General features: G+C 70.1%; 24 protein-coding genes. 6 read left to right on the top strand and 18 right to left on the bottom strand.

Annotation, left to right across the window (positions count from 1 at the left end; all coding sequences use genetic code 11):
- Nucleotides 1–113: 113 nt before the first annotated feature.
- The gene (gene lysS, locus ABZ910_RS34560) at nucleotides 114–1856 is read right to left on the bottom strand and encodes a lysine--tRNA ligase (RefSeq protein ID WP_361373090.1); all 1743 of its coding nucleotides are present in this window, start codon (nucleotides 1854–1856) and stop codon (nucleotides 114–116) included.
- A 288-nt stretch (nucleotides 1857–2144) separates the two neighbouring features.
- Between lysS and argS the strand changes: the two genes are divergently transcribed.
- A complete protein-coding gene (gene argS / locus ABZ910_RS34555; RefSeq protein ID WP_361373089.1) occupies nucleotides 2145–3914 on the top strand; it encodes an arginine--tRNA ligase in 1770 nt (589 codons plus the stop codon).
- Nucleotide 3915: 1 nt separating this feature from the next.
- Here argS and ABZ910_RS34550 read toward each other — a convergent pair whose 3' ends face one another.
- A complete protein-coding gene (locus tag ABZ910_RS34550) occupies nucleotides 3916–4320 on the bottom strand; it encodes an ATP-binding protein (protein ID WP_361373087.1) in 405 nt (134 codons plus the stop codon).
- Nucleotides 4321–4433: 113 nt separating this feature from the next.
- Between ABZ910_RS34550 and ABZ910_RS34545 the strand changes: the two genes are divergently transcribed.
- Both ABZ910_RS34545 and ABZ910_RS34540 read left to right on the top strand, forming a co-directional pair.
- Nucleotides 4434–5261 carry a helix-turn-helix transcriptional regulator gene (locus ABZ910_RS34545; RefSeq protein ID WP_361373085.1) on the top strand — a complete coding sequence of 276 codons (828 nt, stop codon included), beginning with the start codon at nucleotides 4434–4436 and terminating at the stop codon, nucleotides 5259–5261.
- On the top strand, nucleotides 5258–5440 hold the full coding sequence (locus ABZ910_RS34540) for a DUF397 domain-containing protein (RefSeq protein ID WP_361373083.1): 183 nt from the start codon (nucleotides 5258–5260) through the stop codon (nucleotides 5438–5440). Before ABZ910_RS34545 ends, ABZ910_RS34540 begins: the two co-directional genes overlap by 4 nt.
- Before the next feature lie 55 nt (nucleotides 5441–5495).
- Here the strand turns inward: ABZ910_RS34540 and ABZ910_RS34535 are convergent, their stop codons facing one another.
- The 7 genes from ABZ910_RS34535 to ABZ910_RS34505 all read right to left on the bottom strand — a co-directional run bounded on the left by ABZ910_RS34535 (nucleotide 5496) and on the right by ABZ910_RS34505 (nucleotide 12992).
- Nucleotides 5496–5837 (bottom strand): DUF805 domain-containing protein, encoded by a 342-nt coding sequence (locus ABZ910_RS34535; RefSeq protein ID WP_361373081.1) that lies wholly within the window; start codon nucleotides 5835–5837, stop codon nucleotides 5496–5498.
- A gap of 284 nt (nucleotides 5838–6121) precedes the next feature.
- Nucleotides 6122–7114 carry a porphobilinogen synthase gene (hemB, locus tag ABZ910_RS34530; protein WP_361373079.1) on the bottom strand — a complete coding sequence of 331 codons (993 nt, stop codon included), beginning with the start codon at nucleotides 7112–7114 and terminating at the stop codon, nucleotides 6122–6124.
- 147 nt (nucleotides 7115–7261) lie between these two features.
- Nucleotides 7262–8977 (bottom strand): uroporphyrinogen-III synthase, encoded by a 1716-nt coding sequence (locus tag ABZ910_RS34525; RefSeq protein WP_361373077.1) that lies wholly within the window; start codon nucleotides 8975–8977, stop codon nucleotides 7262–7264.
- Complete coding sequence (gene hemC, locus ABZ910_RS34520; protein WP_361373075.1) at nucleotides 8974–9948, bottom strand: hydroxymethylbilane synthase; 975 nt, start codon at nucleotides 9946–9948, stop codon at nucleotides 8974–8976. Before hemC ends, ABZ910_RS34525 begins: the two co-directional genes overlap by 4 nt.
- On the bottom strand, nucleotides 9945–11657 hold the full coding sequence (locus ABZ910_RS34515; RefSeq protein WP_361373073.1) for a glutamyl-tRNA reductase: 1713 nt from the start codon (nucleotides 11655–11657) through the stop codon (nucleotides 9945–9947). The genes hemC and ABZ910_RS34515 overlap by 4 nt, the downstream gene beginning before the upstream one ends.
- Entirely contained in the window at nucleotides 11654–12415 is a 762-nt protein-coding gene (locus ABZ910_RS34510) for a redox-sensing transcriptional repressor Rex (RefSeq protein WP_361373071.1), read from the bottom strand. The genes ABZ910_RS34515 and ABZ910_RS34510 overlap by 4 nt, the downstream gene beginning before the upstream one ends.
- A 289-nt stretch (nucleotides 12416–12704) precedes the next feature.
- Complete coding sequence (locus tag ABZ910_RS34505) at nucleotides 12705–12992, bottom strand: glutaredoxin family protein (RefSeq protein WP_361373069.1); 288 nt, start codon at nucleotides 12990–12992, stop codon at nucleotides 12705–12707.
- 105 nt (nucleotides 12993–13097) lie between these two features.
- On the opposite strand from ABZ910_RS34505, the gene ABZ910_RS34500 reads away from it, so the two are divergent.
- The 3 genes from ABZ910_RS34500 (at nucleotide 13098) to ABZ910_RS34490 (ending at nucleotide 16487) form a co-directional block, all read left to right on the top strand.
- Nucleotides 13098–14021: an HAD-IB family hydrolase gene (locus ABZ910_RS34500; RefSeq protein ID WP_361373067.1), complete on the top strand. Its 924-nt coding sequence runs from the start codon at nucleotides 13098–13100 to the stop codon at nucleotides 14019–14021.
- A 235-nt stretch (nucleotides 14022–14256) separates the two neighbouring features.
- Nucleotides 14257–15027, top strand: coding sequence for an ECF subfamily RNA polymerase sigma factor, BldN family (locus tag ABZ910_RS34495; protein ID WP_361373065.1), 771 nt, complete (start codon nucleotides 14257–14259; stop codon nucleotides 15025–15027).
- A 236-nt stretch (nucleotides 15028–15263) separates the two neighbouring features.
- Nucleotides 15264–16487 carry a DUF5667 domain-containing protein gene (locus tag ABZ910_RS34490; protein WP_361373063.1) on the top strand — a complete coding sequence of 408 codons (1224 nt, stop codon included), beginning with the start codon at nucleotides 15264–15266 and terminating at the stop codon, nucleotides 16485–16487.
- Nucleotides 16488–16731: 244 nt separating this feature from the next.
- On the opposite strand, the gene ABZ910_RS34485 is transcribed toward ABZ910_RS34490, so the two are convergent.
- The 9 genes from ABZ910_RS34485 to ABZ910_RS34445 all read right to left on the bottom strand — a co-directional run bounded on the left by ABZ910_RS34485 (nucleotide 16732) and on the right by ABZ910_RS34445 (nucleotide 24438).
- Nucleotides 16732–17784, bottom strand: coding sequence for a lysophospholipid acyltransferase family protein (locus ABZ910_RS34485; RefSeq protein ID WP_361373061.1), 1053 nt, complete (start codon nucleotides 17782–17784; stop codon nucleotides 16732–16734).
- 14 nt (nucleotides 17785–17798) lie between these two features.
- Nucleotides 17799–18860: an NAD-dependent epimerase/dehydratase family protein gene (locus ABZ910_RS34480; RefSeq protein ID WP_361373059.1), complete on the bottom strand. Its 1062-nt coding sequence runs from the start codon at nucleotides 18858–18860 to the stop codon at nucleotides 17799–17801.
- A 200-nt stretch (nucleotides 18861–19060) separates the two neighbouring features.
- Nucleotides 19061–19159 carry an AURKAIP1/COX24 domain-containing protein gene (locus tag ABZ910_RS34475; RefSeq protein ID WP_003948845.1) on the bottom strand — a complete coding sequence of 33 codons (99 nt, stop codon included), beginning with the start codon at nucleotides 19157–19159 and terminating at the stop codon, nucleotides 19061–19063.
- A gap of 131 nt (nucleotides 19160–19290) precedes the next feature.
- On the bottom strand, nucleotides 19291–19503 hold the full coding sequence (locus ABZ910_RS34470) for a helix-turn-helix domain-containing protein (protein WP_361373057.1): 213 nt from the start codon (nucleotides 19501–19503) through the stop codon (nucleotides 19291–19293).
- A 129-nt stretch (nucleotides 19504–19632) separates the two neighbouring features.
- Entirely contained in the window at nucleotides 19633–20448 is an 816-nt protein-coding gene (locus ABZ910_RS34465; RefSeq protein ID WP_361373055.1) for a phosphatase, read from the bottom strand.
- Nucleotides 20449–20538: 90 nt separating this feature from the next.
- A complete protein-coding gene (locus tag ABZ910_RS34460) occupies nucleotides 20539–21711 on the bottom strand; it encodes an acetoin utilization protein AcuC (RefSeq protein WP_361373053.1) in 1173 nt (390 codons plus the stop codon).
- The gene (locus ABZ910_RS34455) at nucleotides 21662–22897 is read right to left on the bottom strand and encodes an MFS transporter (RefSeq protein WP_361373051.1); all 1236 of its coding nucleotides are present in this window, start codon (nucleotides 22895–22897) and stop codon (nucleotides 21662–21664) included. The genes ABZ910_RS34460 and ABZ910_RS34455 overlap by 50 nt, the downstream gene beginning before the upstream one ends.
- Before the next feature lie 60 nt (nucleotides 22898–22957).
- Nucleotides 22958–23701, bottom strand: coding sequence for a VC0807 family protein (locus ABZ910_RS34450; RefSeq protein ID WP_361373049.1), 744 nt, complete (start codon nucleotides 23699–23701; stop codon nucleotides 22958–22960).
- 92 nt (nucleotides 23702–23793) lie between these two features.
- Complete coding sequence (locus ABZ910_RS34445; RefSeq protein ID WP_361373047.1) at nucleotides 23794–24438, bottom strand: HAD family hydrolase; 645 nt, start codon at nucleotides 24436–24438, stop codon at nucleotides 23794–23796.
- Nucleotides 24439–24571 lie beyond the last annotated feature (133 nt).

The following is a 24571-nucleotide window of genomic DNA, read 5'->3' as shown; positions in this document are numbered from 1 at the left end:
CGCGAAGCTCCGCTTAACTGGCGGCGCACCACATCGGGTCCCCCGGGGCGCGTCCGGGGGGGGGGCCGCGGGGCGCCCCGCCCCCGCGCCCGCCCCCGTCGTCGTAGAGCGGTTTACTCCCCGAGCAGGGCCCGCACCCGCTCCTGACCCACCGCGAGCAGCAGCGTGGGCAGACGCGGACCGGTGTCGCGGCCGACGAGCAGGTGGTAGAGCAGCGCGAAGAACGTCCGCTGGGCGGTCTTGATCTCCGGCGGCAGCTCCTTGGGCGTGGCGTCGGCGGGGAACCCGGCCTGGACCTTGGGCACGCCGTACACGAGGTGGGTCAGACCGTCGAGCGACCAGTGCTCCTCGAGCCCGTCGAGCAGCAGCCGCAGGGACTGCCGGGAGGCCTCGTCGAGCGACTTCAGCAGCTCGGCGTCCGGCTCCTCGCGCACGATCGTCCGCTGGTCGGTGGGCACGTGCGTGTTGATCCACGCCTCGGCCTTGTCGTAGCGCGGCCGGGCCTCGTCGAGGGAGGTCAGCGGCTGCTCCGGGTCGAGCTCGGAGAGGATGCGCAGGGCCTGGTCCTCGTGGCCGGCGGTGATGTCGGCGACGGAGGCGAGCGTGCGGTACGGCAGCGGGCGCGTGGTCGCCGGCAGTTCGCCGGCGGCGGTGCGCACGGCGCGCGAGTGCGCGGCGACGTCGGCCGGGAGGGCGGAGCCGTCGGCGACCTTGCCGCCGAGCTTGTCCCACTCGTCGTACAGCCGCTGGATCTCCTGGTCGAAGGCGATCTTGAAGGACTGGTTGGGCTTGCGGCGGGCGTAGAGCCAGCGCAGGAGCTGCGGCTCCATGATCTTCAGCGCGTCGCCCGGGGTGGGCACGCCGCCGCGGGAGGACGACATCTTGGCCATGCCGCTGATGCCGACGAAGGCGTACATCGGGCCGATGGGCTGCTCGCCGCCGAAGATCCCGACGATCTGGCCGCCGACCTGGAACGACGAACCCGGGGAGGAGTGGTCGACGCCGCTGGGCTCGAAGATGACGCCCTCGTAGGCCCACCGCATCGGCCAGTCGACCTTCCAGACCAGCTTGCCGCGGTTGAACTCGCTGAGCCGGACGGTCTCGGAGAAGCCGCAGTCCTTGCAGGTGTAGGTGAGCTCGGTGGTGTCGTCGTCGTACGACGTCACCGTGGTGAGGTCCTTCCCGCAGTCGCCGCAGTACGGCTTGTACGGGAAGTAGCCCGCCGAGCCGGCGCTGCCGTCGTCCTCGCTCGCCGCCCCCGAGCCCTCCTCGGCCTCCAGCTCGGCCTCGTCGACGGCCTTCTGCTGCTGCTTCTTGGCGGTCTTCGGCTTGGTGCGGTACTGGGCGAGGATCGCGTCGATGTCGCCACGGTGCTTCATGGCGTGCAGGATCTGCTCGCGGTAGACACCGGAGGTGTACTGCGCGGTCTGGCTGATCCCGTCGAACTCCACGCCCAGGTCGCCGAGGGCCTCGACCATGGCGGCCTTGAAGTGCTCGGCCCAGTTCGGGTGAGCGGAGCCCTTCGGGGCGGGCACGGAGGTCAGCGGCTTGCCGATGTGCTCGGCCCAGGTCTCGTCGATGCCCGCGACGCCCGCCGGGACCTTGCGGTACCGGTCGTAGTCGTCCCAGGAGATGAGGTGGCGCACCTGGTACCCGCGGCGCCGGATCTCGTCGGCGACGAGGTGCGGGGTCATGACCTCGCGGAGGTTGCCGAGATGGATGGGACCGGAGGGGGAGAGTCCGGAGGCGACGACGACCGGTTTGCCCGGGGCCCGACGCTCCGACTCGGCGATGACCTCATCCGCGAAACGGGAGACCCAGTCGGTGGTCTCGGTGCTCTGAGCCACGATCGGCACGTCCTCTTTTTCTGAGAGTTCTGAGAGTTCCGTGAGCAGCCGGTTCGGTTGACGGCTGACGCTCATATTCTCCCAGCTCCGACGGCAACCACGAAAACGCCTTTTCACACCTGTGTCCTACAGGCGGTCCAGCGCCCGGAAGGGGCGCGGGGAACGGCGCGACAAGCCACACACAACCCTCACCGCGCCAGATCACCGTGCACCCCGAGCTCTCCGCAAAAACCGCTTTACCCCCCGTGGGATACTGGCAAGGTCTATCCATCCCCCGAGGAGAACGGCTCCCACTCCATGGCCCCGGTCACGTCCCTCACCGATCTCGTCAGCCAGCGTCTCACCGATGCCCTCGCTTCCTCCCTCCCGGAAGCCGACGGAGTCGACCCGCTGCTGCGACGAAGTGACCGGGCCGACTTCCAGGCCAACGGGATCCTGGCGCTCGCCAAGAAGGCCAAGGCGAACCCGCGGGAGCTGGCGACACAGGTCGTCGAGCGAATCACCACCGGTGACGTGATCAAGGACGTCGAGGTCTCGGGCCCCGGCTTCCTGAACATCACGATCACCGACAAGGCGATCACGGAGAACCTGGCCGCGCGCTACGCGGACACCGACCGCCTCGGCGTCCCGCTCGCCGCCCACCCGGGCACGACGGTCATCGACTACGCCCAGCCGAACGTGGCGAAGGAGATGCACGTCGGCCACCTGCGCTCGGCGGTCATCGGCGACTCGGTCGTCCAGCTGCTGGAGTTCACAGGCGAGAACGTGGTCCGCCGCCACCACATCGGCGACTGGGGCACCCAGTTCGGCATGCTCATCCAGTACCTGATCGAGCACCCGCACGAGCTGGACCACAAGACGGGCGAAGACCTCCAGGCCTCCGGTGAGGAGGCCATGTCGAACCTGAACCGGCTGTACAAGGCCTCGCGCGTGCTCTTCGACTCCGACGAGGAGTTCAAGACGCGGGCGCGGCGCCGGGTGGTCGACCTCCAGGCGGGCGACCCCGAGACGCTGGCCATGTGGCAGAAGTTCGTGGACGAGTCGAAGATCTACTTCTACTCGGTCTTCGACAAGCTGGACATGGAGATCCTGGACGCGGACGTGGTCGGCGAGTCCGGCTACAACGATATGCTCCAGGAGACCTGCCGCCTGCTGGAGGAGTCGGGCGTCGCGGTCCGCTCCGAGGGCGCGCTGTGCGTCTTCTTCGACGACGTCAAGGGCCCGGACGGCAACCCGGTCCCGCTGATCGTGCAGAAGTCGGACGGCGGCTTCGGCTACGCCGCGACCGACCTGTCCGCGATCCGCGACCGCGTCTTCAACCTGAAGGCGACCAGCATCATCTACGTCGTGGACGCCCGCCAGTCCCTGCACTTCAAGATGGTCTTCGAGACCGCCCGCCGGGCCGGCTGGCTGAACGACGACGTCAAGGCGTACCAGCTCGCGTTCGGCACGGTCCTCGGCAAGGACGGCAAGCCGTTCAAGACGCGTGAGGGCGAGACGGTCCGGCTGGTCGACCTCCTCGACGAGGCGATCGACCGCGCCTCGGCGGTCGTGCGCGAGAAGGCGCAGGACCTGTCCGAGGAGGAGATCGCCGAGCGGGGTACCCAGGTGGGCATCGGCGCGGTGAAGTACGCGGACCTGTCGACGTCGGCGAACCGGGACTACAAGTTCGACCTGGACCAGATGGTCTCGCTCAACGGCGACACGTCCGTCTACCTCCAGTACGCGTACGCCCGTATCCAGTCCATCCTCCGCAAGGCGGGCGACGTCCGCCCGGTGGCTCACCCCGCGCTGGAACTGGCGGACGCGGAGCGCGCGCTCGGCCTGCACGCCGACTCCTTCGCGGAGGTCGTCGCGGAGGCCGCGAGCGAGTACGCCCCGCACAAGCTGGCCGCGTACCTCTACCAGCTCGCGTCCCTCTACACGTCCTTCTACGACAAGTGCCCGGTCCTGAAGGCCGAGACGCCGCAGCAGGTCGAGAACCGTCTGTTCCTGTGCGACGTCACGGCCCGCACGCTGCACCAGGGCATGGCACTGCTGGGGATCAGGACGCCTGAGCGTCTCTGACCTAGTCAGGGCGAGCGAACTCGCACCACACGGCCTTGCCCGGCCGCCGCTCCCCCACTCCCCACTTGTCGGCGAGGGCTGCCACCAACAGCAGCCCTCGCCCGCCCTCGTCGGCCTCGTCCGCGACGCGCGGCACGCCGGAGCCGCTGTCGTGCGTCTCCACGCGCAGTACGTCACCGTCGTACCGCACCCGCAGCAGGAACCCGCGCCCCGGCGGCACCCCGTGCACGATCGCGTTGGTCGCCAACTCGCTCACGCACAGCAACACGTCGTCGGCCCGCTCCCACTCGGCTAACCCCCAGTACGTCAGCGACCACGCCACGAACCGCCTGGCGGCGGGCACGGATCGGCGGTCGCGGCGGTAGAACTGGTCGCGCTGGTAAGGGGGTTGGTTATTCACATCCACGGGACGAGAGTCGCGGACGGTGACTACGGTGGATCACCGAGCGAACCCGTACAAATTATTTGTACGGGTTCACACACGGTCGCGTACGGGCAAACGTGGGGAGTTGGACCGGCATGACCTCCAGGAAGCCTCCGCGCAAGAAGAACCTCTCGGCCATGAAGATGCTCGGCGTGCAGGTAGGTACGGGTCGTCGTGCGGCGGGCTTGACCCAACGGGCGCTCGCTGAACAGCTGATGCTCGACGAGGAGACCGTCGCATCCATCGAGCAGGGAAGGCGGCCGCTGAAGCCGGATCTGGCCGAGCTGTTGGATCAACTACTGGGGACAAAGGGAATGTTGGCAGCCGGAGTCGCCAACCTGCCCGAGATCGACCAGTTCCCGCTCTACGCGGAGCAGTACATGGTGCACGAGCGGGAAGCTGTCGCCCTCTCCTGGTACGACAACGCGGTCCTGCCGGGCCTGCTTCAGACCCGGGCGTACGCCCGCGCGGTGCTGTGCGAGCGCGTCCCGGTGTACGACGATGACGAGATCGACGTCATGACACAAGCGCGCATCGAGCGCCAGGAGATCCTGCAGCGCAAGTGCCCGCCGACGATGAGCTTCATCGTGTGGGAGCCCGTGCTGTATATGGAGATCGGTGGCCGGGCGGTACGGCGGGAGCAGCTCCTCCACCTCCGGGAGCGCGCCGAACGGCCGGGCCTGGCCCTCCAGTTCCTGCCGATGCACACGTCGGCGAATGCTGCGCTGGATGGGCCGTTCATTCTCCTGGAGACGCCCGATCACCAGCATCTGGCCTACGCGGAGGGCCAACGCGGCAGCCAGTGGGTCGCGGATCCCGACGAGGTGTCCGTCCTGTCGCGCAAGTATGCGATGCTGCGGTCGCAGGCGATGACTCCCCAGGAGTCGAAGAGCCTGCTCGACCGTCTGCTAGGAGACACATGAACGCCGAACTCGAGTGGTTCAAGTCGAGCTACAGCGGCAGCGAAGGCGGAGCGTGCGTCGAGGTCGCCCTCAGCCCCCACACCATCCACATCCGCGACTCCAAGAACCGCGAGGACGACGCCCCCACCCTCCAGGTCACCCCGAACGCCTGGGCCGCGTTCACCGCTCGTCTCACATGACCGTGGGGCCGCCCGGGCGACAGCCGGGCGACCCCACGATGCACAACCGCGCGGATCAGGCGAACGCCGCCGCCTCCTTGGGGTTCGGGCCGTACTTGTTCGCGCCGGGCTCGCTGTCCATGCACATGAAGACCAGCATGAGGAACGGGACCCAGCTGAGCAGGATCCACCAGCCGGAGCGGCCCGTGTCGTGCAGTCGGCGGACCGTGACCGCCCAGCCCGGCAGCACGAGCGCCAGCACGATGATCATGACGAGCGGCAGCTTGGCCCCGTAGGCGACGGCGAGCAGGACGGCGTAGATGATCACCGAGAACAGCGAGAACATCCAGTACTCCTTGCGGCGCGCACGCCCGCTGAAGACCGCGTACTTCTTCAACGCCTCGACAAACCAGCTCATTGCGTCCCCCCTGGGATCGACATTCGGGCCGTCCGGACGGATCAGGCCAGGTCCAGAGGATAGGGAGTTGTTAAGAACGCGTCATATGCGCTGGCTATGCGACACGTAAGCCCCAACCTTGGTTTCATGTCACGAAGCGGCCCCATCAAAGGGTCGATTCCGGACAGACTTCCAGGGGGCGACGTCGTTCCGAGACCCAACCGAGGGCAGACCGACGCCGTTCCGCCACCGATTCGGTACCGGAACGACGTCGAACCGTGACTGATCCCGGCCGAGACGGTCCGTCAGCGCAACTTCTGCGCCACCTCGGTGGCCCAGTAGGTGAGGATGTTCCGCGCCCCGGCCCGCTTGATGCCGGTGAGGGTCTCCATGATCGCCCGGTCCCGGTCGATCCAGCCCTTCTCCGCGGCGGCCTCGATCATCGAGTACTCGCCGGAGATCTGGTAGGCGGCGACGGGGACGTCCACGGCGTCGGCGACCCGGGCCAGGATGTCGAGGTACGGTCCGGCCGGCTTGACCATCACCATGTCGGCGCCCTCCTCCAGGTCGAGCGCCAACTCCCGCAGCGACTCGCGCCAGTTGGCGGGGTCCTGCTGGTACGTCTTGCGGTCGCCCTGGAGGGAGGAGGCGACGGCCTCGCGGAAGGGGCCGTAGAAGGCGGAGGAGTACTTCGCGGTGTAGGCGAGGATCGCCACGTCCTCGTGGCCGATCTGGTCCAGCGCGTCGCGGATGACGCCGATCTGGCCGTCCATCATGCCGCTGGGGGCGACCACATGGGCGCCGGCGTCGGCCTGGACCTGGGCCATCTCGGCGTACCGCTCCAGGGTGGCGTCGTTGTCCACGCGGCCCCGCTCGTCCAGGACGCCGCAGTGGCCGTGATCGGTGGTCTCGTCGAGGCACAGGTCGGACATGACGAGCAGGTCGTCGCCGACCTCGGCCCGGACGTCCCGGATGGCGACCTGAAGGATGCCCTCCGGGTCGGTGCCCGGCGTTCCCTGCGCGTCCTTCTTCGCATCCTCGGGAACCCCGAAGAGCATGATCCCGGAGATCCCCGCCTCGACCGCCTCCGCGGCCGCCTTCTTCAGGCTGTCGCGCGTGTGCTGCACGACACCGGGCATCGCGGCGATCGGCACGGGCTCGCTCACGCCCTCCCGGACGAACGCCGGGAGAATGAAGTCGGCGGGATTCAGCCGCGTCTCGGCGACCATCCGGCGCATGGCGGGGGTGGTGCGCAGCCGCCGGGGACGCGTACCGGGAAAAGATCCGTACTTCGTCATGCCTTCTACGCTACGCCCGCCGGACCTCTGCCCTTACCGACGCCGAGTCGGCCCCGCCCGCTGCGGTCCGGCCGTCACCCACCAGGCCCCGCCCACGGGATGACGACGCGGCGGAGCGCTCCTCGGCAAGGAACGCTCCGCCTCGCGTCACGTGGTCGTACGCCGCCTGCGCGACCCCGGACGCCGCTCGCTCGGCCGGGTCACCGGGTCACCGTTCTCCAGAGCGGCGGTCCGTCGCTTCGCGCCGAAGTCGGCCAGGGCCTGGACCAGCTTGTGGACCGATGGCTCCGGGGCCATGACGTCGACCCGCAGGCCGTGCTCCTCGGCCGTCTTGGCGGTCGCCGGGCCGATGCACGCGATCACCGTGACGTTGTGCGGCTTGCCGGCGATGCCCACCAGGTTCCGGACCGTGGACGAGGAGGTGAAGAGGACCGCGTCGAAGCCGCCGCCCTTGATCGCCTCGCGGGTCTCCGCCGGGGGCGGCGAGGCGCGCACGGTGCGGTACGCCGTGACGTCGTCGACCTCCCAGCCCAGGTCGATGAGCCCGGCGACCAGGGTCTCGGTGGCGATGTCGGCGCGGGGCAGGAAGACGCGGTCGATCGGGTCGAAGACCGGGTCGTACGGCGGCCAGTCCTCCAGGAGACCGGCCGCGGACTGCTCGCCGCTCGGCACCAGGTCCGGCTTCACGCCGAAGGCGATCAGCGCCCTGGCCGTCTGCTCGCCCACCGCGGCGACCTTGATGCCCGCGAAGGCGCGCGCGTCGAGGCCGTACTCCTCGAACTTCTCCCGGACCGCCTTCACCGCGTTGACCGACGTGAACGCGATCCACTCGTAGCGACCGGTGACCAGGCCCTTGACCGCCCGCTCCATCTGCTGGGGCGTGCGCGGCGGCTCAACGGCGATCGTCGGCACCTCGTAGGGCACGGCACCGTAGGACCGCAGCTGGTCGGAGAGCGACGCCGCCTGCTCCTTCGTGCGCGGCACGAGCACCTTCCAGCCGAACAGCGGCTTGGACTCGAACCACGACAGCTGGTCGCGCTGGGCGGCCGCGGAACGCTCGCCGACCACGGCTATCACCGGGCGGCCGCCGTCCGGGGACGGCAGGACCTTGGCCTGCTTCAGGGTCTGCGCGATCGTGCCGAGCGTCGCGGACCAGGTGCGCTGACGCGTCGTCGTACCGGCGACCGTCACCGCCATCGGGGTGTCCGGCTTGCGGCCGGCGGCCACCAGCTCGACGGCCGCGGCGGCCACCGAGTCCAGCGTGGTCGAGACGACGACCGTGCCGTCCGACGCGCCCACCTCGGTCCAGATCCGCGCCGTCGCCGTACGGGCGTCCACGAACCGGACGTCCGCGCCTTGCTCGTCGCGCAGCGGCATGCCGGCGTACGCGGGCACACCGACGGCGGCCGCGATGCCGGGGACGACCTCGAAGGGCACCCCGGCGGCGGCGCACGCCAGCATCTCCTCGGCGGCGTTCGTGTCGAGCCCGGGGTCCCCGGACACCGCACGCACGACCCGCCTGCCGCCCCGTACGGCCTCCATGACAAGATGAGACGGGTCTCGGACCACCGGGGCCGCGGCGGTTGTTGACGCGCCGTCAACGATCGTCAGCTGGGGCGTGCCCACGCCCGGACGGGTGTCCGAAGAGGCAGCAGACGGATCCGTGTCCGTGCGTACGACGGTGACGCCCTGCCTGGCATGGACGCGTACCACGTCGAGCACCTCGTGCTCGACGACGAGGACGTCCGCGTTCGCCAGCGCCTCCACGGCGCGCAGAGTCAGCAGTCCCGGATCCCCGGGTCCGGCACCCAGGAAGGTGACGTGCCCGTGATCATGGCCGGTGGGAAGGGTGGTGGGGCTCACTGTGCTCGCTCCCCCATCAGACCGGCCGCGCCCTGGGCAAGCATCTCGTCGGCAAGTACGCGACCGAGTGCCATCGCCTGGTCATGCGCCTGGGGCACGGGACCGGTGGTGGACAACTGCACCGTGCGGGAGCCGTCGGTCGTACCGACGATGCCGCGCAGGCGCATTTCCTTGACATTCCGCTCGTCGGCCAGCAGGTCGGCCAGTGCGCCCACGGGGGCACTGCATCCGGCCTCCAGGGCGGCGAGCAGGGACCGCTCGGCGGTGACGGCGACCCGCGTGAACGGGTCGTCGAGCGCGCCGAGCGCGGCGATCAGGTCCGCGTTGCCCGCGGCGCACTCGATCGCCAGGGCCCCCTGGCCGGGGGCGGGCAGGACCGTGTCGGCCGACAGGAAGTCGGTCACCTCGTCGGTCCTGCCGATGCGGCTGAGGCCGGCGGCGGCCAGCACGACCGCGTCCAGATCACCGCTGCGGACGTACCCGATGCGGGTGTCGACGTTGCCCCGGATCGGGACGGTCTCGATGTCCAGCCCGTGGCTGCGGGCGTACGCGTTCAGCTGCGCCATGCGGCGCGGCGAACCGGTGCCGATGCGGGCGACGCCCCTCGGGGCGGACGCGGCCAGGTCGGTGAACTTCAGCGCGTCCCGGGCGACGAGGACGTCGCGCGGGTCCTCGCGCACCGGTATGGCGGCCAGGACCAGGTCCTCGGGCTGCGTGGTCGGGAGGTCCTTGAGCGAATGAACCGCGAAGTCGACCTCCCCGCGCAGCAGGGCGTCACGCAGCGCCGTGACGAAGACGCCCGTGCCGCCGATCTGGGCGAGGTGCTCGCGGGAGGTGTCGCCGTACGTGGTGATCTCGACGAGCTCGACGGGCCGTCCGGTCACCTGGCTCACGGCGTCCGCCACCTGCCCGGACTGGGCCATGGCGAGCTTGCTCCGCCTGGTCCCCAGTCGCAGTGCCTTGGTACTCATTCTGGCCCTCGGTTCTTGCCGGTGTTCTCAGAGTCGTGGTCGGCCCGGGAGACGGAGGCCACCGTCTCGGGGTCGAGGTCGAACAGGGTGCGCAGCGCGTCCGCGTACCCGGCGCCGCCGGGCTCGGCCGCGAGCTGTTTGACCCGTACGGTCGGCGCGTGCAGCAGCTTGTCGACGACCCGGTGCACGGCCTGGCGGATCTCGCCGCGCTGGCGCTCGTCCAGGCCGGGCAGCCGCCCGTCGAGCCGGGCGATCTCGCTCGCCATGACATCGGCGGCCATGGTGCGCAGGGCGACCACGGTCGGCGTGATGTGCGCGGCGCGCTGGGCCGCCCCGAAGGCCGCGACCTCGTCGGAGACGATCCGCCGGACCTGGTCGACGTCGGCCGCCATCGGGGCGTCGGCCGAGGCCTCGGCCAGCGACTCGATGTCCACCAGCCGTACCCCGGCCAGCCGGTGCACGGCCGCGTCGATGTCGCGGGGCATGGCGAGGTCGAGGAGGAACAGGGCCGGTGCCTGGCGCGGGATCTCGGCGACCGGCTCGGGCTTGCGGTGCTCGGGGATCCGGCCGGCGCTGGCGGCGGTCGCGGCGAGCGCGCTGATCAGCTCGGCGTCGGCCTCCTTCCCGGCCTCGGGCGTACGGCGCGCCGCCTCGCGGCGGTCGACGGCGCCTCCCGCGACCCAGGCCGCGTGCTGCTCCAAGGTGGCCGCGTCCATGCCGGCCACGGCGGCCTCCCCCATCACGGAGAAGCCGGTGGCGCCCTGCACGGCGGACAGGTCGAGGGGGCAGGTGTCGCCGGCGTCGGCGGTCGGCAGCGGAGCCTCGGGCTTCACTGCCGTTGCACCGGTGTCGGCGGCGGGCTGCCCGGTGCGGCCCTCGGCCGCGGCCGCGACCGCCTCCGCCGTCAGGACCAGCCCGGTCGCGCCCGTGCAGGAGACGGCGACGTCGGCACGTGTCAGCTCGAACGGCACCGCATCCATCGGTACCGCGCGGGCCGCCACGTGCGTCTCGGCGCCCTCGGTGAGGATCTGGGCGAGGCGCTCGGCGCGCTCGTACGTGCGGTTGGCGACGACGATCTCGGCGACACCGGCGCGCGCCAGCGTGGCCGCGGCCAGCGAGGACATCGAGCCGGCGCCGATGACCAGGGCCTTCTTGCCGTCCGCCCAGGCGCCGACCTCGGTGCCCACGGCCAGCTGCTCCAGGCCGAAGGTGACCAGGGACTGCCCGGCGCGGTCGATGCCGGTCTCGGAGTGGGCGCGCTTGCCGACGCGCAGGGCCTGCTGGAACAGGTCGTTGAGCAGGCGGCCCGCGGTGTGCAGGTCCTGCGCCACGGCCAGGGAGTTCTTGATCTGGCCGAGGATCTGGCCCTCGCCGACGACCATCGAGTCCAGTCCACAGGCCACCGAGAACAGGTGGTGGACGGCCCGGTCCTCGTAGTGCACGTAGAGGTACGGCGTGAGCTCCTCCAGGCCGACCCCGCTGTGCTGGGCGAGCAGCGTGGACAGCTCGGCGACACCGGCGTGGAACTTGTCCACGTCGGCGTACAGCTCGATGCGGTTGCAGGTGGCGAGCACCGTGGCCTCGGCGGCCGGCTCGGCGGCGACCGTGTCCTGGAGCAGCTTGTCCCGGGCGTCCGCGGAGAGCGCGGCCCGCTCGAGGACGCTGACCGGGGCGCTGCGATGGCTCAGCCCTACGACGAGGAGACTCATGCCGGCATCACGGCGGGTACGTCCCCGTCGGGTCCCTTGTCGGCGGTCGTCCTGCGGGCGGCGGCGGCCGGGGCGCCGCCGTCGGGCGTGGCCTCCTCGCCGGCCTTGCGCTGCTCGTGGAAGGCGAGGATCTGCAGCTCGATGGAGAGGTCCACCTTGCGCACGTCGACACCGTCCGGGACGGACAGCACGGTCGGCGCGAAGTTCAGGATGGAGGTGACGCCGGCGGCGACCAGGCGGTCGCAGACCTGCTGGGCGGCACCGGCGGGGGTGGCGATCACGCCGATCGAGACCCCGTTGTCCTTGATGATCTTCTCGAGCTCGTCGGTGTGCTGCACGGGGATGCCGGCGACCGGCTTGCCCGCCATCGCCGGGTCGGCGTCGATGAGCGCGGCGACACGGAAGCCACGGGAGGCGAAACCACCGTAATTGGCGAGCGCCGCACCGAGGTTGCCGATACCGACGATCACGACCGGCCAGTCCTGGGTGAGCCCGAGCTCACGCGAGATCTGGTAGACGAGATACTCGACGTCGTAGCCGACACCGCGGGTGCCGTACGAGCCGAGGTAGGAGAAGTCCTTGCGCAGCTTCGCGGAGTTGACCCCGGCCGCGGCGGCCAGCTCCTCGGAGGAGACCGTGGGAACCGAGCGTTCCGACAGCGCGGTCAGGGCTCGGAGGTACAGAGGGAGGCGGGCGACGGTGGCCTCGGGAATCCCTCGGCCACGGGTCGCCGGTCGGTGAGTTCGGCCAGTTGCCACGGTGCTCCTGCGGGTAGAGCGGGGCTGCAGGCGGTCACACGAACCCAGACCGCCCCGTCGAATGCAGGCTATGTCTTTGTGAACGTGTGCACAAAGATGGTGTCCGTTTTGCCCGGTCAAAGTGACCGGCGTCACGCATGCCTCGCGCGGCCGTATGGAACCGGCGCGCGAGCGACCGCATTCCGTTGCCGACAGGGACAAAACCGCACACCTTCCTCAGCGAAATCCCGCCCCCGAGACCAAAGACCGCTCGATCCTAAGCGACTTTTCAGTCAATCGGAGCGATCTATCAGCCAGAGGCGAGCGCCTTGCGCAGTCGCTCCTCGTTCACGCGCCAGAAAGTGTGCTGTTCGCCATCGATGAGGACGACCGGAATCTGCTCCCAGTACCGGTCGTGCAGCTGCTGATCCTCGGTGATGTCCCTGGGCTCCCAGGACACACCGAGCTCATCGCAGACCTTCTCCACCACGCGTTGTGCGTCATCACACAGATGGCACCCCGGTTTGCGGACGAGCGTGACGATCCGGTCCTGCGGGGACGGGGACTTGCGGCGGAAGAGGGGGCTCATGTCAGCCATTGTCCCGCCCGCGTCCGCCCTCTTTAACGGTCCGGACGCGGAGAGTTCACAGCATGCAAACCTCTCGGCACGGGAAGCCCCGAACAAACTGGCTATGCTCACGACATGGCCGCTCTCGGATGGCTCACTCCCCGTAGGCGCTCCGCCACGGCGCGAAGCGTGTTGGCAGGCGAGGCCTCGGCGGAGGCAGCACGCAAGTCCTCACAGGACGCCTCCCCTGACTCCCCCGCCGAGGAACCTCAGTTCCCGGTGCTCGGCGACGACCAGGCCGCCGCGTTCTTCGACCTCGACAACACCGTCATGCAGGGTGCCGCGCTGTTCCACTTCGGCCGGGGCCTGTACAAGCGGAAGTTCTTCGAGACGCGCGACCTCGCCAAGTTCGCCTGGCAGCAGGCGTGGTTCAGGCTGGCCGGGGTCGAGGACCCCGAGCACATGCAGGACGCGCGCGACTCCGCACTGTCGATCGTCAAGGGGCACCGTGTCGCCGAACTGAAGGCGATAGGCGAGGAGATCTACGACGAGTACATGGCCGAGCGCATCTGGCCCGGCACCCGCGCCCTGGCCCAGGCCCACCTCGACGCGGGCCAGAAGGTGTGGCTGGTCACGGCGGCACCGGTCGAGATCGCCACGGTCATCGCCCGGCGCCTCGGCCTGACCGGCGCGCTGGGCACGGTCGCCGAGTCGGTCGACGGCGTCTACACCGGCAAGCTGGTCGGCGAGCCGCTGCACGGCCCGGCCAAGGCGGAGGCGCTGCGCGCGCTGGCGGCGGCGGAGGGCCTCGACCTCGCGCGCTGCGCGGCGTACAGCGACTCGCACAACGACATCCCGATGCTCTCGCTGGTCGGCCACCCCTACGCGATCAACCCGGACGCCAAGCTGCGCAAGTACGCCCGCGAGAAGGACTGGCGCCTGCGCGACTACCGCACCGGCCGCAAGGCCGCGAAGGTCGGCATCCCGGCGGCGGCGGGCGTGGGGGCGGTGGCCGGCGGCACCGCGGCGGCCATCGCACTGCACCGGCGTCGTCGCTGACACCCCGGCCGCGCAGCAACACGCACTTTTCCGGTCAACAATCTGTCATTCCTCGACATCTGATGAGGCATCAATCGGTTACGGAAGCGACGTAATCGATGATTTGAGCAACTGGGCGTAGCGGTCCCTGCACGAAGCGTTATTCTCCTCAGACGCAATCCGGTACCCCTCCGTCGCTACGACGGGTGAACGGTCCCGTACTGCACGTGATGGAAGCTCTGCCTCTGGGAGTCCCGTGTACCCACACGTCGGGGTTGACGCCTCGGGCCTGGCTACGCTGCGCGCAACGGTCACCAACCTGTTGCGCGGCTTCGTCCCCACCGCGTACGCCATGCCCGCCTTCGCCACCGCCACGTCCGTAAGCCCGTGCTACGCACTCGCCGAGGGCAGCGCCGCGGTCGGCAGACGGGCGCGCTCGGCCGGCGCGGCGACGGCACGCCGTCCGGCCGCGGACAGTGACAGTGCCCGGATGATGGACCTCGTCGAGCGCGCCCAGGCCGGCGAGACCGAGGCCTTCGGGCGCCTCTACGACCAGTACAGCGACACCGTGTACCGGTACATCTATTACCGGGTGGGCGGGAAAGCCACCGCCGAGGACCTGACCAGCGAGACCTTTCTGCGCGCCCTGCGCCGTATCGGCACCTTCACCTGGCAGGGCCGCGACTTCGGCGCCTGGCTCGTCACGATCGCCCGCAACCTCGTCGCCGACCACTTCAAGTCGAGCCGCTTCCGCCTGGAGGTCACCACCGGCGAGATGCTCGACGCCAACGAGGTCGAGCGCTCGCCCGAGGAATCCGTCCTCGAATCACTGTCCAACGCCGCCCTCCTCGATGCCGTACGACGGCTCAACCCGCAGCAGCAGGAGTGCGTCACGCTCCGTTTCCTCCAGGGCCTCTCGGTCGCCGAGACCGCCCGCGTGATGGGCAAGAACGAAGGCGCCATCAAGACCCTCCAGTACCGGGCCGTCCGCACGCTCGCCCGACTGCTGCCGGACGACGCCCGCTGACGACGGACACCGTCGGCAACACTCAACTCACCGTCCGTGAAAGGACGTTGACTTCGTGATCCGATCATCCGTCGTCCGTAACCCAAGTGCCGCACCAGTCGTTGTGCGGGATACAGGCTCCCTGTGGTCACGTTCCGGCCGGCCCTGATCACTCGATCGTGTGGTGGAGACCGAAAGCGTGCAACCCTCAGGATCCCCTGGGGAGTCGACCGTCATGACGAGAGGAGGTGCCGCCAGTGATCGCGAACGTTTCGGCACACCGGCGGGCGAACGCCTTCGCCCAGGACCTGGAGGAGCAGTCCGACCGGGACACGGCGGCCGAGCGGTCCGAAGGGCCGGGAGCGGCCGCGGCCGCTGCCCAACGGACCGAGCGGAACGAGCTGCTGGACCTGGCCGCGGGTCTCGGCGCGCTGCCCAAACCGCAGCTGGACCCTGAGGTCAAGGTCGTCCAACGGGCCCAGCTGATGGCCGCGATGGAGGCCATGCTGCAGGAGGGCACCGCGGGCGCGGCGATGGACCCGGCCGTGCCCGAACAGCGATCGCACCGGTCCAGGGGCGCACATCGGGCGAGCCCGCTGAGCAAACTGCGGCCCCGGTCACGGCTGACCAAGGGGCTCGCCGCCGGCGGCCTCAGCGTCGGAGTGGCCGCCGGAGCCTTCGGCGGGGTCGCGGCCGCGAGTTCGGGCGCGCTGCCCGGCGACTCGCTGTACGGCCTCAAGCGCGGCATCGAGGACTTCAAGCTCAACCACCTGAGCGGCGGGGACAGCGAGCGCGGCCGGCTCTACCTCGACCAGGCCTCGACCCGGCTGAACGAGGCCCGGCGGCTGATGGACCGCGACCGCGGCGGCCACCTCGACCACGAGTCCCTCGGCGAGATCCGCCACACGCTGTCCGGCATGCGCAACGACGTCTCCGAGGGCCACCGGCTGCTCCACGAGGCGTACGAGCGCGACCCGGGTTCCCTGGGCCCCATCCAGACCCTCTCGACCTTCTCGCAGTCCCACCGCAAGGCCTGGGGCGCGCTCCGCGACAAGCTGCCCATGCAGCTCGGGGACGTGAGCGACGAGGTCTCGTCGGTCTTCGACGCCATAGACCAAGAGGTCGCGCCGCTCCAGTCCCTGCTCCCGCCGCCCGCCACCGGGACCGGCGACGGCACGCGGCAGGGCCCCGGCTCGGCGTCCACCGGTTCCTCCGGCGCGCAGCGGTCGGCCACGCCCAGCAGCGGCCGCTCCTCCTCCGGCCGGCACGCGAGCAGCAGCCCCAGCGGCGCGGCCTCCGACAGCGCGGACGAGGGCCTGCTCGGCGGCAGCACGGGCGGCCTGCTCGACCCGCCGAAGAGCAGCGGCAGCGCCTCGGCGCCCGCCGGTAAAAACCCGATCGGCAAGCCGGACATCACGGTCCCGCCCCTCCTCCCGGGCCTGCTGCCCGACCTGGGCATCGACGGCGACGACACGGAGTAGCGCGTACGGCCACGACGGCGGGGGCGCCCCTCATCGAGGGGGGCGCCCCCGCCGTCGTACACCCGGGACCACGCAGGTCAGAAGAGCACCGACCGCCGCTGCACCAGCAGCTCGGCCCCTCCTGTCCGCTGCCCTCGCACTGCTTCGCAGGCTTCGCACAGCCGCGTCGGACTCCGGTCTCAGGCACCCCTCGTCGGGAGGCGTGCGTCCTTCGTACGCAGCCGTCCTCGGGCCTGCGCCGGCCTCAGAAGAACACCGACCGCCGCTGCACCAGCAGCTTGTACAGCGTGTGCTGGATCTGCTCGCGGACCTGGTCGGTCAGGTTGAACATCAGCATCGGGTCCTCGGCCGCCTCCGGCGGATAGCCGTCCGTCGGGATCGGCTCGCCGAACTGGATGGTCCACTTCGTCGGCAGCGGGATCGCGCCCAGCGGGCCCAGCCACGGGAAGGTGGGCGTGATCGGGAAGTACGGGAAGCCCAGCAGCCTTGCCAGCGTCTTCGCGTTGCCGATCATCGGGTAGATCTCCTCCGCCCCGACGATCGAGCACGGGATGATCGGCGTGCCCTGGCGCAGCGCCGTGGAGACGAAGCCGCCCCGGCCGAAGCGCTGCAGCTTGTAGCGCTCGCCGAAGGGCTTTCCGATGCCCTTGAAGCCCTCCGGCATCACCCCGACCAGCTCGCCCGCCGCCAGCAGCCGTTCGGCGTCCTCCCCGCACGCCAGGGTGTGCCCCAGCTTGCGGGCGAGCTCGTTGACCACGGGCAGCACGAACACCAAGTCGGCGGCGAGCAGCCGCAGATGACGCCCCGCCGGATGGTGGTCGTGCACGCCGACCTGCATCATCAGGCCGTCCAGCGGAAGCGTCCCGGAGTGGTTGGCGACGATCAGGGCGCCGCCCTCGGCCGGGATGTTCTCGATGCCCTTCACCTCGACCCGGAAGTACTTCTCGTACACCGGCCGCAGCAGGGACATCAGGACCTGGTCGGTGAGCTCCTCGTCGTAGCCGAAGTCGTCGACGTCGTAGTCCCCGGTCAGGCGCCGCCGCAGAAAGGCGAGTCCGCTCGCCACGCGGCGCTCCAGACCGCCGTCCTGCGCCTGCTGCTCCTCGCCCCTCACGTGCACATCATCCTGCGCGGGGAACCGTCCGGGGAGGGGCTGTACGTCCCCGGTTCGCACCTCGCGCACGGCCCCGGGCTCGGCCCCTCGCCAACTGCCCGCACTGCGGCGCCGCGGCGGTCGCTGTACGGCGCTCCCGCGGGACCGGTCGTCGTCGAACGGAATGACCTTGGCATCCGCCATCGTTGATGCGCTCCTCATGTGGCGCTCTGCATCGGGGGGTGGCCGCTGCCCGGGAGGGGCAGCGCGGCGATCCGGTCGACGGCCCCCGCGAGGACCTCCGGCGGCAGCAGCCCTGGACCGCGGCTGCGCACGAAGTCCGCGAAGGTCTCCGCGGTCGTGTATTTCGGCGTGAATCCCAGCGTCTCGCGCATCTGGTCCGTCGCCACCACCCGGCCGTGGGTGAGCAGCCGGATCTGCTCGGGCGAGAAGTCCGTCACGCCGAGCGTACGCACCAGGGAACCAGCCCAGGTGACCGCCGGCAGCAGCAGCGGCACGGTGGGGCGGCCCAGGCGCCGGGAGCACTGCGACAGCAGCAGGACGCCGTCTCCGGCGATGTTGAAGGTGCCGCTGTTGAGTGTGCCCTTGCTCGGCTCGTGCGCGCCGATCCGCAGCACCTCGATGACGTCGTCCTCGTGCACGAACTGCAGCCGCGGGTCGTAGCCGAACACGGTCGGCAGGACCGGCAGCGAGAAGTAGGAGGCGAGGGGCGTCTCCGCGGTCGGCCCGAGGATGTTGGCGAACCTGAGCACGCACACGGCCACGTCCGGCCGCCGCCGCGCGAAGCCCCGTACGTACCCCTCGACCTCGACCGCGTCCTTCGCGAAGCCGCCGCTGGGCAGCGACTTGGGCGGAGTGGTCTCGGTGAACACGGCCGGGTCGCGGGGCGCCGAACCGTACACGTTGGTACTGGACTTGATCACCAGCCGCTTGACGTTCGGGGACTTCTGGCACGCCCCGAGCAGCTGCATGGTGCCGATGACGTTGGTCTCCTTGACCGTGGCCCGGCCGCCGCGGCCCAGCGGCGTGCCGGTCACGTCCAGGTGGACGACCGTGTCGGCGCCCGTCTCGGCGAGCACCCGGGCGATGGTGGCCTGCCGGATGTCGGCCTGGATGAAGTCGGCTCCGCCCAGATGATGCTCGGGCGGCACCGCGTCGACGGCCACGACCCGGTCCACCTGCGGGTCACGCTGGATCCGCCGGACGAACCGGCCCCCCAGCTGTCGGGCCACTCCGGTCACCAGCACGACGTTCCCCAAGATCAGCGCCTCTCTTCCGTTGACCGTGTGCGGGCCAACTTAGCGAATGGATGTTGCGCTGTGATGACCACCCGATGCACGACGTGACGAAAGCAGCCTTATTGGAATATGCGGGATACGCGCGTGGCCCCCCACCGGATCCGGTGGGGGGCCACAGACAAGCTCTCGCGGCGTTGCGCCGTAGCAGCAGCTGTCAGCTACTACTTCTTGTTACGACGCTGAACGCGCGTGCGCTTGAGCAGCTTGCGGTGCTTCTTCTTGGCCATCCGCTTGCGCCGCTTCTTGATAACAGAGCCCACGACTACCCTCGCTCACTTCTCATCACTCGGTGCTGGGCGCCATGGGCCCATACGACCTACGAGGGGCTAGCCTACCCGCCCGAGCGCTGAGGTCGTAATCGAGGTGATCCGGGGGTCTCCCGGAACCGCCGTCAGGCCGTCTCCACCCCCACATAGCTCTCGCGGAGGTACTCGTGCACCGCTTGCTCGGGGACGCGGAAGGACCGCCCCACCCGGATCGCGGGCAGATGACCGCTGTGCACCAGCCGGTACACGGTCATCTTCGACACTCGCATCACCGAGGCGACCTCCGCCACGGTAAGGAACTGAACCTCGTTCAGAGGCCTCTCGCCAGCTTCAGCCATGACACACCTGAACCTTCCGCACTCGACGGCCACCGGCTTCCCCTTCCGGTGACTCTTCGTCGTTGCGTGCTCACTCCCCAATGTAGGGGCGGGTGATGCGAGTGGGGAAGAGGTGCACCCATCAGCGGCCTACCGTGACAGACACGCTTGATTGAGTACGTAGCGGGTAAGCGGGCGGTAGTAAGCCGACCGCACGGCGTCATCAAGCGGAACGACGACGGACACGGACCCCTCGGCCTCCCCCACGAAGAGCGCGGGATCGTCCGTATCGGCCAGCCCGATGGCCTCGAACCCCAGCTGACCTGCCCCGCACACCCAGCCGTGGTCCCCCACGACCAGCTCGGGCAGCGGACCGCCGGCCTCGGCGGCCCGGGCCAGAACGGTACGAACCGGGAGTGGTGAGTGCGTGTGTGCGCCGGGCTCACCGCCGGGGCGCCCGGGATCGGCTCCGCGGACGAACGCGACCCCCCGTACGTAGTCGAGGTTGTGTGTGCGTAGGCCGAACCGGGTCGTTATGTCGACACGGTGCCCCTGCGCGGGGGTGAGGACATCACATCCCGCCGCCGACAGCGCGTCTGCCAGGCCGGCGTAGAACCCGATCAGCCGGTGCGGGTGCCCGGTGCCGAACAGCACGGGAGCCCCGCGCTCGGCCACGGCCGCGATGCGCTCCGCGAACGCGTCCAGAGCGGCCAGTGTCAGCTCCGGGTCGATCACATCCTGACCGGAAGTATGGCGCGGATCCGCCGAAACCCCACACTTTTCGGCCATCAGTCCGATCAGGTCCCGCTGCCCCCATGACCATTCGGGATCGATCCCGATCAGCACCCGGGGGTCGCGAGCCGCGAAGAGCCGGTAACTCCGCAGGCTCTCCTCCCGCGAGGTGGCCACGGGCCCGGCGAGACGAGCGGCCAGCAGATGCGCGCGCAGCGCTGCGGTGCTCAACACGGGTGCGATGGTGACGGACGCGGGCGACAGTGCGGGCGAAAACCCGGGAAGACCGCACAGTTGGCGTAACGGCGCCTACGGACAAGGGCCCTAGGCCAGCAGCCCCCGCAGCGGGAAGACTGCCCGCCGCGTGGCCAGCACGGCCTGGTCCAGGCGGTCGGCGGGGTCGTAGCCCGCCTCCCAGCCGGCCCAACTCACCGGCCACCGGCCGTCGGTCATCCGCCCCGGCGCCAACTGCCGTGTGCGGGCATAGACCTGCTGCCGCCATCCGTCGGGAATCACCGTCTCCGGCTCCACCGGCCGCCCCGCCGCGATCCCCACCAGATGCGTCCAGGACCGCGGTACGACGTCCACGACCGCGTAACCGCCCCCGCCCAACGCGACCCACCTGCCGTCCGCGTGCTCGTGCGCCAGCTCGTGACACGCCACCTGGACGGCGCGCTGCGCGTCCAGCGAGACGGCGAGATGGGCCAGCGGGTCCTCGAAGTGCGTGTCGGCCCCGTGCTGCGTCACCAGCACCTGCGGCCGGAAGTCGGCGATCAGCTCGGGCACCACCGCGTGGAACGCCCGCAGCCACCCGGCGTCCCCGGTCCCCGCCGGCAACGCCAGGTTCACCGCCGACCCCTCCGCCGTGTCGGCCCCGGTCTCCTGCGGCCACCCGGTCTGCGGGAACAACGTACGGGGATGCTCGTGCAGCGAGATCGTCAGCACCCGCGGGTCCTCCCAGAACGCCGCCTGCACCCCGTCCCCGTGATGCACGTCGATGTCCACGTACGCGACCCGCTCGGCGCCCAGCTCCAGCAGCCGCGCAATGGCCAGCGCCGCGTCGTTGTAGACGCAGAACCCCGACGCCCCCCCGGGCATCGCATGGTGCAGCCCGCCCGCGAAGTTCACCGCGTGCGCGACGTCCCCGCGCCACACGGCCTCGGCCGCCCCGACCGACTGCCCCGCGATGAGCGCCGACACCTCGTGCATCCCCGCGAACGCGGGATCGTCCATCGTCCCCAGGCCGTACGACCCGTCCGCCGACCCCGGGTCCGCCGATGCGGCCTTCACCGCCTCGATGTAGTCCTCGCGGTGGACCAGCCGCAGCGTCGACTCCCCGGCCGGGTTCGCCGCGACGACCTCCAGGGCGCGATCGAGCCCGAAGGCACCGACCAGCCTCCGGGTCAGCTCCAGCCGGACCGGGTCCATCGGATGGTCCGGGCCGAAGTCATAGCCCGTTACTGCCTCGTCCCACATCAGCTGTGCGCGGCCGCTCATGCCCGTCACCGTATCGGTCCGGTTGAGCGGCGAACGACCTGGCGTACACCAACGTCACCAGCACCAACACCATCGGCACGAGCATCGCCCAGCGATAGCTCCAGGCCTCGCCCAGCGCCCCCACCAACGGCGAACCGACCAGGAAACCGACGTAGTTGAAGACGTTGAGCCGAGCGACCGCCGCATCCGACGCCCCCGCCCCGTGCGCCTCGTCGGCACGCCGCCCCGCCGCCGCGAACGTCTGCGGCACCAGCACGCACAACCCCAGCCCCAGCAGGGTGAACCCGAGAATCCCCACCCACGTCTCGGGTGCCACGGCCACCACCGCGAAACCGAGCGCCGCCACCAGCGTCCCCAGCCGTACGACCGCCACGGCCCCGAAACGCCGCACCCCGAAGTCCCCGACCCCGCGCCCCACCAGCGTGGTCACCATGTAGAGGTTGTACGGCACCGTCGCGAGCTGCTCCGAGCCGCCCAGCACGTCCTTCACGTACTTGGCACTCCAGTTGGAGACGGTCGAGTCCCCGATGTACGCGAAGGTCATCACCAGACACAGCGGCAGCAGCAACCGGAAGCCGACGCTTCCCGTGGCCCTCCGCTCCGGCACGTGCTCCGGCGCGGGCGCGGGACTCCCGTCGACATACCACCGGCTGCCGAGGAGGGTCGCCGGCAGCAGCACCAGCACCACGGGCAGATACGACACCCACAGCGCCCACTGCCAGTGCGCCCCCGCCCACGCCAGCGAGGCCCCCAGGATCCCGCCCAGGCTGTACACCGCGTGGAATCCGAGCATGATGCTGCGCCCGTACGACCGCTGCAGGCTCACCCCGAGCATGTTCATCGAGGCGTCCAGCGCGCCGACGGCCAGCCCGAAGGCGGCCAGCGCCACCCCGAGCTCGACCAGCCGCCCGCCCGCTCCGACGCCGAGGAGGGCCAGCAGCACCACCGGCTGGGACCAGCGCAGCAGCCGGCTGGACCGGAGCCGCCGCACCAGCCGCTCCGCCGTCACACTGCCGACGCCGGCGAGGACCGGCACGGCGGCGAGGAAGGCGGGCAGCAGCGCGTCGGAGACGCCGTAGCGGTCCTGGATGGCCGGGATGCGCGTCACCAGCAGCGCGAAGGTGGCACCCTGCGCGAAGAACCCGAACGCCAGCGAGGCCCTACCGCGCCGCAGCACATCCGTCATGGCGGCGAGAGTAGGGCCCCGGGGTACCGGTGGATAGATCCCGCAGAAGGTGAATCTTTCTCAGCTTTGCGGCTCAGCCTGTCTGTCCTGTGCGGCGGCGGACTTCACGGCCTCGACTTCCTTCACCTCGGCCAGCTCGGCGTTGAACAGCCGCCCCATCGGCCGCAGGGCGACGAAACGGCTGCCGACGATCCCCAGCGCGATCGCCCCCATCAGGATCACCGAGTTGAGCCCGACCATGGTGTCCACGGGCAGCGTGTACGCGCCCACGATCCGCACGGCGCACTCGGCGACCAGCACGACGCCCCAGATGACGGAGAACAACCGCTCCCTGCTGCGGAAGGCGAGGGCCCGGGCGTCGCTCCCGACCTGCAGCCGCTCCCAGGCGGCCGCCCTGTCCGGGTCGCCCTGGAGCAGGAACGGCTTGATGCCGTTGGTCATCATCGGCCTGCCGAGGGCGACGGACACCAGGATCCCGATGCCGACGGTGCTGCTGACCCCGCTGTCCTTGACGAGCATCAGCCGAGGGTCGCCGGAGACGAAGCTGAGCAGTAGAGACACGACGTTCACACCGAGGATGAGGGCGGCGAGCCCGTTGAGCTTCCGCTCCCTGACCACACTCCACACCGTGCGCAGAGCCGGCACCACACTGCTCCAGGCCAGCGCCGCGAAGGTGCTCAGGCCGAAGACGTCCTTGAGCAGGTAGTACGAACCGATCGGGACCGCCACGTCCACCATCAGCGGAACGAAGTTCTTCTTCATGTGCTGGATGTTCTGGCCCTGGGAACCCGCGTTCGTCGTCATGCCCTCAGCTTCACGGGACAGCCCGACGCGGCACTAGAAACGAACGGCCAAGACTCGGCATGACAAAAGTCAGCACGATCCCGGCACCCGGGTCATACCAACAGGTCAGCCAACTCACCCATGTCGGCGAAGAGTTGATCGGCATCAGCCAGCCTCTCCGCGGGAGTCATCGCGGTGAACCCGTACACCTCCATCCCGGCCGACACGGCCGCCTGGACGCCCAGCGGACTGTCCTCGACGACGACACACCGCTCGGGCGCGACCCCCATCCGCTCGGCCGCGTACAGGAACAGGTCCGGGGCCGGCTTACCGCGCCCCACGTCCTGCGAGCTGAAGATCCTCGACTCCTCGAACCACCGGTCGAGCCCGGTCGTCCGATGCCCCACCCGGATCCGCTCATGACTCCCCGAGGAGGCCACGCAGTACGGCACCCCGTTCACGGCCAGCTTCTCCAGCACACCCGCCGCCCCGGCCACCGGCTTCAACTCCCGCTCGAACGCCGCGAACACACGCGCATGAAAGACGTCGTCGAAGTCCTCCGGCAGCCGCTGCCCGGTCCGCGCCAGGACGAGCTCATGAATCCGGTGCATCGCGGATCCCATGTAGTCACGAACGGAGTCCTCGTACGAGGTCGGGTGCCCGAGCTCGGTCAGATAGGCGGCCAGCAGCCGATTGGAAATCGGCTCACTGTCGACGAGAACGCCGTCGTTGTCGAAGATAACCAGGTCGTAGCGCATGCCATCGACCTTAAGGTCCGCTGAGATCCTTAAAGTCGCCAAACGCAGAAAACCCCCGTACCGGTCTCCCGGTACGGGGGTTTTCTCAAAATTTGTTCGGCGGCGTCCTACTCTCCCACAGGGTCCCCCCTGC

This window comes from Streptomyces sp. NPDC046805 (genome assembly GCF_040645355.1).
Taxonomy (GTDB): Bacteria; Actinomycetota; Actinomycetes; order Streptomycetales; family Streptomycetaceae; genus Streptomyces.
This window is presented reverse-complemented; position numbering and strand designations above follow the sequence as displayed.